Annotated in this window: 13 protein-coding genes; all 13 read right to left on the minus strand. The window is 67.5% G+C overall.

Annotation, left to right across the window (positions count from 1 at the left end; translation table 11 throughout):
* Positions 1–17: 17 nt before the first annotated feature.
* The 13 genes from der to P0Y60_12940 all read right to left on the minus strand — a co-directional run bounded on the left by der (position 18) and on the right by P0Y60_12940 (position 13,202).
* Positions 18–1,538, minus strand: coding sequence for a ribosome biogenesis GTPase Der (gene der, locus P0Y60_12880; protein WEK60214.1), 1,521 nt, complete (start codon positions 1,536–1,538; stop codon positions 18–20).
* A complete protein-coding gene (gene cmk, locus P0Y60_12885) occupies positions 1,531–2,205 on the minus strand; it encodes a (d)CMP kinase (protein WEK60215.1) in 675 nt (224 codons plus the stop codon). Before cmk ends, der begins: the two co-directional genes overlap by 8 nt.
* Positions 2,198–3,331 carry a prephenate dehydrogenase gene (locus P0Y60_12890; protein ID WEK60216.1) on the minus strand — a complete coding sequence of 378 codons (1,134 nt, stop codon included), beginning with the start codon at positions 3,329–3,331 and terminating at the stop codon, positions 2,198–2,200. The genes cmk and P0Y60_12890 overlap by 8 nt, the downstream gene beginning before the upstream one ends.
* Entirely contained in the window at positions 3,328–4,113 is a 786-nt protein-coding gene (locus tag P0Y60_12895; GenBank protein WEK60217.1) for a pseudouridine synthase, read from the minus strand. The genes P0Y60_12890 and P0Y60_12895 overlap by 4 nt, the downstream gene beginning before the upstream one ends.
* Positions 4,114–4,138: 25 nt before the next feature.
* Complete coding sequence (gene scpB / locus P0Y60_12900) at positions 4,139–4,759, minus strand: SMC-Scp complex subunit ScpB (protein ID WEK60218.1); 621 nt, start codon at positions 4,757–4,759, stop codon at positions 4,139–4,141.
* Complete coding sequence (locus P0Y60_12905) at positions 4,749–5,567, minus strand: ScpA family protein (protein ID WEK62919.1); 819 nt, start codon at positions 5,565–5,567, stop codon at positions 4,749–4,751. Before P0Y60_12905 ends, scpB begins: the two co-directional genes overlap by 11 nt.
* Before the next feature lie 67 nt (positions 5,568–5,634).
* Positions 5,635–6,525 carry a ParA family protein gene (locus tag P0Y60_12910; GenBank protein WEK60219.1) on the minus strand — a complete coding sequence of 297 codons (891 nt, stop codon included), beginning with the start codon at positions 6,523–6,525 and terminating at the stop codon, positions 5,635–5,637.
* A 32-nt stretch (positions 6,526–6,557) separates the two neighbouring features.
* The gene (locus P0Y60_12915) at positions 6,558–7,328 is read right to left on the minus strand and encodes a gamma-glutamyl-gamma-aminobutyrate hydrolase family protein (protein WEK60220.1); all 771 of its coding nucleotides are present in this window, start codon (positions 7,326–7,328) and stop codon (positions 6,558–6,560) included.
* On the minus strand, positions 7,321–8,100 hold the full coding sequence (locus P0Y60_12920) for a 3-oxoacyl-ACP reductase (GenBank protein ID WEK60221.1): 780 nt from the start codon (positions 8,098–8,100) through the stop codon (positions 7,321–7,323). Before P0Y60_12920 ends, P0Y60_12915 begins: the two co-directional genes overlap by 8 nt.
* 34 nt (positions 8,101–8,134) lie before the next feature.
* Complete coding sequence (locus tag P0Y60_12925) at positions 8,135–9,529, minus strand: aldehyde dehydrogenase family protein (GenBank protein WEK60222.1); 1,395 nt, start codon at positions 9,527–9,529, stop codon at positions 8,135–8,137.
* 2 nt (positions 9,530–9,531) lie between these two features.
* Positions 9,532–10,914, minus strand: a complete 1,383-nt coding sequence (locus P0Y60_12930) for a glutamine synthetase family protein (GenBank protein ID WEK60223.1) — start codon at positions 10,912–10,914, stop codon at positions 9,532–9,534.
* 10 nt (positions 10,915–10,924) lie between these two features.
* The gene (locus P0Y60_12935) at positions 10,925–11,647 is read right to left on the minus strand and encodes an FCD domain-containing protein (GenBank protein WEK60224.1); all 723 of its coding nucleotides are present in this window, start codon (positions 11,645–11,647) and stop codon (positions 10,925–10,927) included.
* A gap of 10 nt (positions 11,648–11,657) precedes the next feature.
* Positions 11,658–13,202 (minus strand): amino acid permease, encoded by a 1,545-nt coding sequence (locus P0Y60_12940; GenBank protein WEK60225.1) that lies wholly within the window; start codon positions 13,200–13,202, stop codon positions 11,658–11,660.
* Between the last annotated feature and the right edge of the window lie 36 nt (positions 13,203–13,238).

Consider the following 13,238-nt stretch of genomic DNA (forward strand, 5'->3'; position numbering starts at 1 on the left):
TCATAGACCGGAACAGGTCAGCGCTGGCGCTTCTCCCGCACACGCATGTTGACCACGATCGGCGTGCCCTCGAACTCGTACAACTCGCGAAGGCGGCGCTGGATGAATCGGCGGTATCCGGGGTCGAGGAAACCGGTCGTGAACAGCACGAACGTCGGCGGGCGTGTCGACGCCTGCGTGCCGAACAGGATGCGCGGCTGCTTGCCACCACGCAGCGGGTGCGGGTGCTCGGCGACGAGTTCCGCGAGGAACGCGTTGAACTTGCCGGTCGGGATGCGGCGGTCCCAGTTCTCGAGTGCGGTCTCGAGCGCAGGAACCAGCTTGTCGAGGTGACGGCCGGTCTTCGCCGAGATGTTCACGCGCGGCGCCCAGGCGACGTGCGCCAGGTCCTGCTCGATCTCGCGCTCGAGGTAGCGACGACGTTCCGCGTTCTCGAGGTCCTCGTCGTTCAGACGGTCCCACTTGTTGAAGGCGAGCACGAGCGAGCGTCCCGACTCGAGCACGAGGTCGATTATGCGAACGTCCTGCTCGCTGATCGACTCCGAGACGTCGAGCACGACGACGGCGACCTCCGCCTTCTCCAACGCGGCAGAGGTGCGCAGCGATGCGTAGAAGTCGGCTCCCTGCGCCATGTGCACGCGACGACGGATTCCGGCGGTGTCGACCAGGCGCCACAGCTTTCCGCCGAGCTCGACGACCTCGTCCACCGGGTCACGGGTGGTGCCGGCGAGGTCGTTCACGACCACGCGCTCCTCGCCCGCGGCCTTGTTGAGCAGGGAGGACTTGCCGACGTTCGGTCGGCCGAGGATCGCGACGCGACGCGGTCCACCGATCTCGGCCTTCGCGACAGCCGACACGGCGGGAAGCGCCTTCAGCACCTCGTCCAGCAGGTCGGCGACGCCGCGTCCGTGGATGGCGGACACCGGGTGCGGCTCGCCGAGACCGAGGTTCCACAGCGCTGCCGCCTCGGGCTCCTGACGTGCATCGTCGATCTTGTTGGCGACGAGGAAGACGGGCTTGCCGCTCTTGCGCAGCAGCTTCACGACGTGCTCGTCGGTCGATGTCGCACCGACCATCGCGTCGACGACGAACAGCACGATGTCGGCCAGGTCGATCGCGACCTCGGCCTGCATGGCGACCGAGCGGTCGATGCCCCGCGCGTCCGGCTCCCAGCCGCCGGTGTCGACGAGCGAGAATCGACGGTCGCCCCACTCGGCCTTGTACGTCACGCGGTCGCGGGTGACACCAGGGGTGTCCTCGACCACGGCCTCACGGCGTCCCAGGATGCGGTTCACCAGTGCCGACTTGCCGACGTTCGGGCGCCCGACGATCGCGACGACGGGCAGCGCGGGGAAGAACTGGATGCCGTCCACGCCCATCGTGATGCCGGCGAGGAGCGCGGCATCTTCGTCATCGAGGTCGTAGTCGGCGAGTCCGGCGCGGAGTGTCTCCGCGCGCTGCTCGGCGAGCTGCTCATCGAGCAGTTCCATCTTCTCGGCGAGGTGGTCGGGACCGCCCTCGTATTCTTCTTCAGCCATGGTGTGCTCCTCGGAGTCGTTCGATCACCGTGAGAACGGCGTCGATGGTCTGTGGGAAATCGAGCTCCGTCGAATCGACGACCTCGACGCCCTCGGCGGCGTTCAGGAAGTCGACGACGGCGCTGTCGGAGGCATCGCGTTCGTGCAGGGCAGCCGCGACGGCATCCGCGTTCTCGCCGGCGAGCTCGCCGGCGCGTCGTGCGGCGCGCACCTCGGGCGCCGCGGTGAGCAGGATGCGCACGGGCGCATCCGGGGCGACGACGGTCGTGATGTCACGGCCCTCGACGACGACGGCGGGGTACGGAGCCTCGGAGACGAGCGTGCGGAACAGCTCGTTCACCTGGGCACGGACCTCGGGCACGCGGGCGACGCCGCTGACCGCGCCCGAGACGCGCGGATCGCGGATCGCCTCGGTCACGTCGACGTCTCCGACGCGAACCGTGCGGTCGTCCGGGTCGAGACCGAGCACGACCGGGAAGTCTGATGCGGCGGCCAGCACGGCATCCGCGTCTGAGGTGTCAGCACCCCGATCGAGCACGTGCCACGCCAGAGCGCGATACGCAGACCCGGTGTCGAGGTAACCGAACCCCAGGGCGCGGGCGACCGCCTTGGAGACACTCGACTTCCCGGAGCCGGCCGGACCGTCGATGGCGATGAAGTCAGTCATTGGTGCTCCCTGCGATCCGCCATCCGCGCTCCTGCAGTCCCGTGATGGCGCCGTGCAGCGCGGCGGGCTCGACGCTGATCTCGGCGAGTCCGAACTGCGCGCCCGGTGAGTGCTCGAGACGGAGGTCCTCGACGTTGACGCCGAGCTCGCCGAGTTCCCCGAAGAGTCGCCCGAGCTGTCCCGCAGTGTCGTCGATCATCACGATCAGCGACTCGAAACGCTGGTTCTGCCCGTGCTTGCCGGGGAGACGCTCGACGCCGTCGTTGCCGTGCCGGATCGTCTCCGCGACCACGCGACGCGCACCCGGCGCCGCCGGCTCACGAAGAGCATTCGAGACCTCACGGAGGTCGGCTGCGAGGGAATCGAGGATCTCGACGACGGGTCCGGCGTTGGCTCCGAGGATCTGCACCCACAGTTCGGGTGCGGATGCTGCGATGCGCGTCGTGTCGCGAACGCCCTGGCCCGAGAGACGCAGCGCCCCTTCGTCGGCTTCGGCGAGACGACCGGCGAGGAGACTCGCGACGACCTGCGGCACGTGTGAGGTGAGAGCGACGGAGCGATCATGCTCCTCCGGCGTCATCTCGAGCGGCATCGCTCCGACATCGAGCGCGAGGGCTTCGACGAGGGCGAGGTCGGCTGCTGTGGTGTCTCCGTCACGGCAGACGACCCACGGGCGTCCGATGAAGAGGTCGGCGCGCGCGGAGATCGCTCCCCCGCGCTCCCGGCCGGCCAACGGATGCGAGCCGATGTAGCGGGCGAGGTCGACACCGCGAGCCTGCAACGTGCGGAATGGCTCGAGCTTGACGCTCGCGACATCGGTGACGACGGCGTCGGGATAGCGGGCGAGCTCGGCCTGGATGACATCGGCGGTCACGTCGGGAGGTACGGCGACGACGATCAGCGCGGGGACGTCGTCATCGCTCGCCGCGCGACCTGCGCCATAGTCGATCGCGAGGCGCAGCTGCGCGGGCGACGCGTCGGTCAGCACGACATCCACGCCCTTGGCACGCAGCGCGTGACCCACGCTCGCACCGAGCAGGCCCGCGCCGACGACGCGGACGGTGCCGGAGAGTCGCGGCGCGACAGACACCCCCTGCCGCCCGGAGGGCACGCTCGTATCGGTCACTCGTCCTCCTGCTCGCCTGGCGCCGAGGCGACACCGGAATCACGGCGCGCGAGAGTCAACAGCGCACCGAGTTCGATTTTACCCAGTTCCCGGGTCTTTCCCGCCGGGAGCGTTCCCAGGTGCAGCGGACCGAACTGTCGGCGCACCAGCTCGGTGACCGGGTGACCCACGGCGGCGAGCATCCGGCGCACGATGCGGTTGCGTCCCGAGTGCAGTGTGAGCTCCACCAGGCTCGATCCCTGCGACGTGTCGAGCAGTCGCGCTTTGTCGGCGGCGATCTCGCCGTCTTCGAGCTCCACGCCCTTCGTCAGCTTGGCGATCGTCTGCGGCAGCACGGTGCCCTCGACCTTGGCGATGTAGACCTTCGTCACGCCGAACGACGGGTGCGCCAGCACATGAGCGAGCTCGCCGTCGTTCGTCAGGAGGAGCAGTCCGCTGGTCTCGGCGTCGAGGCGACCCACGTTGTAGAGGCGCTCCTCGAACTTGTCGGTGAATCGGCGCAGGTCCGGTCGCCCGTTCTCGTCGCGCATGCTGCTGACGACCCCGGTCGGCTTGTTGAGCATCACGTAGCGCTTCGACACGTCGAGCTGCACGGCGGTGCCGTCGACATCGACCAGGTCGGTGTCGGGATCGATACGGCGGCCGAGTTCGGTGACCGTCACGCCGTTGACGCGGATACGTCCCTCGACGATGTACTGCTCGACGACACGGCGGGACGCGACGCCGGCCGCGGCCAGCACCTTCTGCAGACGGACGCCCTCGGGAGCCTCGGAGTCGTTCATCGGATGGTCCCTTCGTGGAAGCCGGTCATCGGATCGTGCCCTCGTCGAAACCGTCGGCACCATCGTCGAGCAGCGGAGAGATCGGGGGGAGTTCGTCGAGAGAGTTGATGCCGAGATGCTGGAGCAGTGCCTCGGTCGTGCCGTAGTTGATCGCGCCCGTCTCGGAGTCGGCGAAGAGCTCGGTGATGAGTCCTCGCGCGAGCAGCGTGCGCACGACCGAATCGACGTTGACGGCGCGGATCGACGCGACCTGGCTGCGAGTGACCGGCTGCTTGTACGCGATCACGGCGAGGGTTTCGAGCGCCGCCTGCGACAACCGTGCCGGCGCCTGTCCACCCACGAACTCGGCGACGAGGTCGTCGTGATCATCACGCACGTAGAGCCGCCAGCCGCCGCCCACCTCGCGCAGCTCGAAGCCACGCCGCGGGCCGGATCCGTTGCCGTCGTAGTCGTCGACGAGCGTCTCGATCGTCTGTCGCACCGCGGGAACGGGAGAGCCGACGGCCGCAGCGAGTGCGACGAGTCCGATCGGCTCGTCGATGATCAGCAGGATCGCCTCGATCCGCTCGGCCAGCGGGGTCTCAGGCACGGTCGCGGTGTCGACACCCGTCGTCTCCGCGGTGCCGGTCGAAAGGTCATCGGTCATAGTCTGCTCCCAGGCTCGCCAGTGTCTCGTCCGACCAGGAGTCGGCTGCCCAGCGCAGCGTGAGCTCGCCGAGCGGTTCCAGTTGCTCGAACGACAGCGCCGCGTGGCGGTACAACTCGAGCACGGAGATGAACCGCGCCACCACGATCCCCGGCTCTCGCACCCCGGCGACCAGCTCCCGGAAGCTGAGCGACTCGGTTCCCCGCAGGAGCGTGACGACGATCGCCGCCTGCTCCCGGATGCTCACCAGAGGCGCGTGCAGATGGTCGAGACCGACGTGCGGCAGTTCCTTCGGCGCGAAGGCGAGAAGCGCGAGTGCGGCGAAGTCGTCGACACTGAGCGACCAGACGAGTTCGGGTGTCTTGCGACGATGCTTCTCGTCGAGCCGGACCGCCCGCACATGCCGCCGATCCTCGCGCTGCAGGCATCGGGAGAACCACGCCGAGACCTCCTTGAAGGCCCGGTACTGCAGCAGCCGGGCGAACAGCAGATCCCGCGCCTCGAGCAGCGCGACGGCCTCGGCATCCACCAGCTCGCCCTGCGGCAGGAGTCCGGCGACCTTCATGTCGAGGAGGGTCGCGGCGACCACCAGGAACTCCGACGCCTGATCGAGTTCCTCGTCGTCGTCGAGTTCCTTCAGGTACGTGATGAACTCGTTCGTCACCGCACTGAGAGACACCTCGGTGATGTCCATCTCGTGCTTGGAGATGAGGTTGAGCAGCAGATCGAACGGCCCGTCGAAGTTCGACAGAGAGACACGGAATCCCTCCGCGGCGTCGATCGCGGCAGAGCTCACGACATCGCTCACGGCAGCGGACGATTCGGCAGCCTCGACGTCGGTCCCGGAGACCGGGTCGACCAGCGGAACGTTCTCGTCAGGCGACGGCGCCACGGGCGACCAGCTCCCGCGCCAGCCGCAGGTACGCCTGGGCGGCGGCGTGCTCCGGCGCGAACTCGGTGATGGGAACACCCGACACCGAGGCATCGGGGAACTTCACCGTGCGGCCGATCACGGTCTCGAGCACGTCGTCGCCGAAGGCTTCGACCACACGCTCGAGCACCTCGCGCGAGTGCAGCGTGCGCGGGTCGTACATGGTCGCCAGCAGTCCGTCCATCGTGATCGACGGGTTGAGGCGGTCGCGCACCTTGTCGATCGTCTCGATCAGAAGTGCGACACCGCGCAGCGCGAAGAACTCGCACTCGAGCGGGATGATCACACCGTGCGCCGCAGTGAGCGCGTTCACGGTGAGGATGCCGAGCGACGGCTGGCAGTCGATCAGGATGACGTCGTACTCGCCCGCGACCTGGCGAAGGACCCGCGCGAGGATCGTCTCACGGGCGACCTCGTTGACCAGGTGCACCTCGGCCGCGGAGAGGTCGATGTTCGCGGGCATGACGTCGAGTCCCTCGACACTCGAGTGCACGATCGCGTCATGCGCATCGCGCTTGGTGTCGAGCAGGAGGTCGTAGATCGTCGGCACGTCGTGGGTCGGAATGCCGAGCCCGGCCGACAGCGCTCCCTGCGGGTCGAAGTCGACCGCGAGCACCTTTCGCCCGTACTCGGCGAGAGCCGCGGCGAGGTTGATGGAGGTCGTCGTCTTGCCGACGCCGCCCTTCTGATTGCACAGGGCGATGATGCGCGCCGGGCCGTGGGACTTCAGCGGCGGGGGCGTCGCGAACCCGTGATAGGGACGGCCGGTCGGTCCGAGGGGTGTCTCGTCGGCCTTCTGTGCCTTCACCCTGGACTTTGCCGCTTTCTCAGCCACCGGTTCTCCTGCTCCTTCGTGCTTGGTCGATTCTAGCGGCCGACCTCTTCCTCGTCGTCCCGGCGCGCGGCGCGGTCGCCTGCCGCCTTGACGAGCGCCGCTATCACGCGGACGTCATCCGTGGTCTCAGGATGCCACTGCACGCCCACGGCGAAGCGCTCCCCCTCGCTCTCCATCGCCTGGAGCACACCGTCGTCGTCGTGGGCGGTGGCGACGAACCCGGGGTGATCCGCGACCGCCTGATGGTGGTGGCTCGAACTCGTGATCTGCGCGCCCAGTGCCTCCGCGAGCCTGTTGCCCGGCGCGATCCCCACCGGGAGCGCCTCGTAGGAGCTCTCGCCACCGCCATGGCGCTCGTGGCCGACGACATCGGGCAGATGCTGGATCAGCGAGCCGCCTGATGCGACCGCCATGATCTGCATCCCCCGGCAGATCCCGAGCACGGGCAGACGCACCGCATCGGCCTCCGCCAGCAGCCAGAGCTCAGAGGCGTCACGGTCGTCGTCCCACCGCGTGACGTGAGGATCGGGATCCTGACCGTATCGGGCCGGATTCACATCCGCACCTCCGGCGATCAGCAGCCCGTCCAGCCGACCGAGCACCGCCCGTGCCGCCGCACGATCGGCCAGCGGCGGCACCAGGATCGGGATGCCGCCCGCGCGCTCGACCGATCGGGCGTAGTCGCTGGGCAGGAGGTCGGCATCGATCTGCTTCCACGCACCCCAATCGGCTGCCTGGCGATACGTCGTGACGCCGATGATGGGGCGCGGCTCCCCGGGGGAGGCAACGGAGGCATCACTCAAAGTCGGCCTCGAGCGGGGTCACGTAGGCGTTCGAGAGACCGCCGTCGACGAGGAAGTCCATCGCCGTGATGAAGCTCGACTCGTCGCTGCCGAGGAACGACACCGCGTTGGCGATCTCCTCCGGCTCGGCGAAGCGCCCCATCGGCACGTGCACGAGACGTCGGGCCGCGCGCTCCGGATCCTTCGCGAAGAGCTCCTGCAGCAGCGGCGTGTTCACCGGCCCGGGGCAGAGCGCGTTGACGCGGATCCCCTTGCGGGCGAACTGCACGCCGAGTTCACGGGTCATCGCCAGCACGCCGCCCTTCGACGCCGTGTAGGAGATCTGCGACGTCGCAGCGCCCATGATGGCGACGAACGACGCGGTGTTGATGATCGATCCGCTGCCCTGCTCGAGCATGTACGGCAGCACTGCCTTGCAGCACAGGTAGACGCTCGTGAGGTTCACATCCTGCACCAGGTTCCAGGCGTCGATGCCGGTCTTCAGGATCGAGTCGTCGGATGCCGGCGAGATGCCCGCGTTGTTGAATGCGATGTCGATGCGGCCGTACGTCGCCTTCGCGTGGGCGAACAGCGCCTCGACCTCATCCGCGTCGGTGACGTTCACCTTGATGAACGAGCCGCCGAGCTCCTCCGCGATCCGCGGGCCGTTCACCTCGTCGAGGTCACCGATGACGACCTTGGCTCCTTCCGCGACGAACTTCCGCGCCGTCGCCAGACCGATGCCGCTGCATCCGCCGGTGATGACGCCCACTTTTCCTTCGAGCTTGCCCATCGTGTGTTCCTTCATGTCTTTCGTGCGGGGGGGGTCAGTTGTCGGTCGAGATGAACACGTTCTTCACCTCGGAGAAGGAGTCCGGTGCGTCGGGGCCGAGTTCACGCCCCAGTCCGGATTGCTTGAAGCCGCCGAACGGCGTCCAGTACCGCACCGAGGAGTGCGAGTTGATCGAGAGGTTGCCGCTGTCGACGTTCTGGGCGACGCGGAGTGCGCGGCCGATGTCCCGAGTGAAGATCGAGCCCGACAGGCCGTACTCGGTGTCGTTCGCCTTGGCGATCGCGTCGGCCTCGTCCGTGAACGGCATCACGGCGAGAACAGGGCCGAACAGCTCCTGCGTCCATACCGGATCCGTTGCACTGCGCGGCAGCACCACGGTCGGCGGCATCCAGAAACCGTTGCTCCCCTCGACGCTCTGACCACGGTAGGCGACATCCGCACCGGCGAGACCGGCCAGCACCGAGTCACGCTGCTTCGCCGAGATGAGCGGCCCCATGTCGGCATCCGCACTCGCGGGATCGGTGACGCGGAACGACTGCACCGCGGGCTGCAGCAGTTCGAGGAACCGGTCGTACACGCTCGCCTGCACGAGGATCCTCGAACGGGCGCAGCAGTCCTGCCCGGCGTTGTCGAGTCCGGCGCCCGGCGCGGAGGCCGCCGCCATCTCGAGGTCGGCGTCGTCGAAGATGATGTTCGCGTTCTTGCCGCCCAACTCCAGCGTGAGTCGCTTGACCTGATCGGCGCACCCGCGCATGATCCCCTTGCCGACGTCCGTCGAACCGGTGAAGCACACCTTGCGGACCAGCGGATGCGTCACGAAACGCTCGCCGACGACGCGCCCCTTGCCAGGGATGACCGTGAACACGCCCTCGGGCAGACCCGCCTCCCGCGCGAGTTCGCCGAGGCGGAGCGCTGTCAGAGGCGTGAGCTCGGCCGGCTTCAGCACCACCGTGTTCCCGGCAGCGAGAGCGGGCCCGAAGCCCCATCCCGCGATCGGCATGGGGAAGTTCCACGGCACGATGATGCCGACGACGCCCAACGGTTCGTGGAAGGTGATGTCGACACCGCCGGCGACCGGAATCTGACGACCGAAATGCCGTTCGGGTGCGGCGCTGTAGTAGTTCAGCACGTCGCGGACGTTGCCCGCCTCCCAGCGGGCGTTGCCGATCGTGTGACCGGAGCCGGTGACCTCCAGCTCCGCGAGCTCGTCGATGTGCGCCTCGACAGCGGAGGCGAACGAGCGCAGCAGCCGGGCCCGCTCCCCCGGCGCGATCGCGCGCCACGCCGGGAACGCGCGATGCGCGCGTTCGATCGCCGCGTCGGTCGCCGCGAGATCGGCCAGAGCGACGTCGCCCACAGGGTCGCCGGTCGCCGGGTTCAGCACCGTGAACGTTCCGCCGCCGTCGAATTCGGAGTTCGGGATCCTCATGCTCACAGCCTCTCGAATCCTCGGGTCAGCTCCCAATCGGTGACCGCAGCGTCGAACGCCTCGATCTCGATGTCGGCATAGTGCACGTAGTGCTTCACCACGTCTTCACCGAAGACGGATGCCGCGATCTCGGAGCGCAGCAGGGCGTCGCGCGCATCGCGCATCGTGGTCGGCACCACGGGAGCGCCCGACTCGTACGCGTTGCCCTTCGTCTCCGGCTCGAGCGCGAGTTCGTGCTCGATGCCGTACAGGCCACCCGCGAGCATGGCCGCGAGCCCCAGGTAGGGGTTCATGTCTCCCCCGGGGAGGCGGTTCTCCATGCGTGCCCCGGCGCCGCGTCCGACGAGCCGGACGGAGGTCGTGCGGTTGTCGAGCCCCCAGGCCACCGAGGTCGGCGCGAACGAGCCCTTCACGAAGCGCTTGTAGGAGTTGATGTTCGGCGCGTAGAAGAGGGTGAACTCGCGCATGGTTGCCAGCACTCCGGCGATGAAGTGATCGTAGAGCGGCGTGCGCTCCTTCTTCGCCGCGTCCCAGAACACCAGCTCATCGTCCGTCCCACGCAGCGACATGTGCACGTGGCAGGAGTTGCCCTCGCGCTGATTGGGCTTCGCCATGAAGGTGATCGACTGGCCGTGCTGGCGTGCGATGTCCTTCGCCGCCGTCTTGTAGACGGAGTGGTTGTCGGCGGTCGTGATCACGTCGTCGTACTTGAACGCGATCTCGTGCTGGCCGAAGTTGCACTCACCCTTCGCGGATTCGACGTTGAGGCCCGAGGCGTACATCGTGTTGCGGATCTCGCGCAGCAGTGGTTCCACGACGCTCGACCCCGTGATCGAGTAGTCGACGTTGTAGCGGTTCGCCGGGATGAGGCCCCGGTAGCCGTCATCCCACGCCTGGTCGTACGACGTGTTGAAGATCACGAACTCGAGCTCCGTGCCCGCCAGGGCCTTCCATCCGTGCGAGGCGGCACGCTCCGCCTGCGCGCTCAGCATCGCGCGCGGCGATACGCGGACGGCCTCGCCGTCGGTGGTGGTCAGGTCGCACTGGATCATCACGGTGCCCGGGCGGTGCGGCATGCGCCGGATCGTGCCGTAGTCGGGCACGAACTCCATGTCGCCGTATCCGGTCTCCCAGGAGGTGATCTCGTAGCCGTCGACCGTGTTCATGTCGACATCGACCGCGAGCAGATAGTTGCATCCCTCCGTCCCGTGCTCCAAGACGCTGTCGAGGAAGAACCGACCGTGCAGGAGCTTGCCCTGCAGACGGCCCTGCATGTCGGTGAAGGCGAGCACGACGGTGTCGATCTCATCGCTGAGGATCGCGGCTCGCAGCTGTTCGACGCTCAGCATGCGGTCGTTTCGGGCGGGGCCTGTGGGGATGTTCATCGGTGAGCACTCATTTCAGTAGCCCGTTCAACAGGGCGGCGGTGGCTTCGCAATGCGCTGCCATCACGTCACGAGCCTGGTCGGCGTCGCCGGCCAGGATCGCAGTGACGATGGCGCGATGCTCATCCTCCGCATGATCGATGTTCTTCTTCAGGAAAGGGATCTCCGCGAGGAGTTGATGGATCTTCACCTGCACGCTGCTGCAGGCCCGGGCGAGTTCGTCGGAGCCGCAGATCGTGCTGATGGTGAGGTGGAACCGGGCGTCGGCCTGACGGTAGTCCGCCGGCGTCTCGGAGGCGGCGAGGTCGGTCAGGCTCGTCTCGAGCATCGCCCTGTGCTCGTCGGTGAGGGTGGTCTGCGCCGCACGGTAGGCCGCGCCGGGCTCGATCACCGAACGGAACACGATGACGTCGTCGATCTCGGCGCGCCGCGGTGTCGACTGGCCGGCCGGCCACACGTCGGTGAGCGGTTCGACGACGGTGCCCCCTCCGCGCCCCCGGGTCGTTGACACGAACCCGGCGGCGCGGAGGGCGCTGATGGCTTCCCGGAGTGTGGCCCGCGAGACGTTCAGTCTCTCGGCCAGTTCCCGCTCCCCCGGCAGTTTCGACCCGACCCGGAAGATCCCGAGCTGGATGGCGGAACCGAGCTGCTCGATGCAGGACTCGAACGCCATGTGTCCTCGGACCGGGTGGAGTGCGGCATCCACCAGAGGGGAATCCATCGTGTCGCTCATCTGCCGATTCTCACTCCTTCAGCAATGAGTCGGCCGACTTGGTGAGGTGCTCCGCCTCGTCGTGCTTCATGAAGTCGCGCTTTCCGTACGCGAACCACAGCACGACGGCCAGGATGCCGACGACGACCACCGCGACCGGCGCGTAGTTGAAGGTGTCGACCGTGATGGGGGTCACCGGCGGCAGCACGAACAGGATCACGATGACCACGACCCAGCCGACGGCGATCCATCCGACCAGTGCGCTCCAGCGTCCGAGGTTCCACGGCCCCGGCGTGAAGTCGGAGCTCAGTCGTCGCAGCAGGACCGGTGTGACGTAGGCGATGTAGAGACCGATCACCGCGATCGACGTCACCGCCAGGTACGCGGTGATGTTGAACAGCGCGGGCACCGTCACGAGGATCGACAGCACGACGCACAGCCAGATGGAGTTCGTCGGGGTGCCGGTGCGCCGGTTCACACGCGCCCAGAGCCGCGAACCGGGGATCGCGTTGTCGCGCGAGAACGCGTAGCTCATGCGCGAGTTGGCCGTCACCGATGCCATGCCGCAGAAGAACTGGGCACCGCACACGATGAACAGGAGGAACTTCGCCACATCGGGGTTGTTCAACGCATCGACGAAGATCTGAGCGGGTCCCGAGCCGAGCGAGGTCCCCACGATCGCGGAGAGCCCCTCCTCGCTGCCGTCCTGGATCGCCGAGACGATCGTGAAGAGCAGGATCCAGCCGCCGATGATGGAGATGAGGACGCTCATCACGATGCCCTTGGGCGCGGCGACCGCGGCGTTCTTCGTCTCCTCCGCGACGTGCGCCGACGCGTCGTAACCGGTGTAGGTGTACTGGGCCATCAACAGACCCATGAGGAACACGTACGGTCCGAACGACCAGCCGGTCTCGTTGTGGAAGGTCGTGAACGACCACGCGACGTCCTGGTGTTGCGCGGGCATGATCCACAGCACGGCGACGATGATCACGACGCCGACGATGTGCCACCATGCCGAGACGTTCGAGAGCAGGCTCACGAGGTTCACGCCGAAGGTGTTGAGCAGGCCGTGCACCACGATGAGGGCGATGAAGAGGCCGAAGGTGTTGTAGGCGTTGACCTCGACGCCCCACATCAGATTGGCGAATGCCATCATGGTGGCCGCCGCGCCGTAGTCGATCGCGGCGGTCACGGCGACCTCGCCGAGGAAGTTGAACCAGCCGACGAACCACGCCCACTGGCGCTTGTTCTTCTTCGCCAGACGCCCGGCCCAGAAGTACAGTCCGCCGGCGGTGGGATACCGGGAGCAGACCTCGGCCATCGCGAGCGCGACGCAGAGGACGAAGACGCCGACGAGCGGCCACCCGATGTTGATGGCCATGGGGCCGCCCGACTTGAGGGCGATGTTGAAGGAGGTGATGCAGCCGGCGAGGATCGAGATGATGGAGAACGAGACTGCGAAATTGGAGAAGCCGGACATGCCGCGATGCAGCTCCTGCTTGTAGCCGAGCTCGGCCAGTGCGGCCGCGTCTGCATCGAGAGGTTGTGAGTCCGGCGCCTTTGTCGTGTCACTCATAGGGGTGCTACCTGGCTTTCGATCGGAGGGAGCAGT

This window comes from Candidatus Microbacterium colombiense (genome assembly GCA_029203165.1).
GTDB lineage: Bacteria > Actinomycetota > Actinomycetes > Actinomycetales > Microbacteriaceae > Microbacterium > Microbacterium colombiense.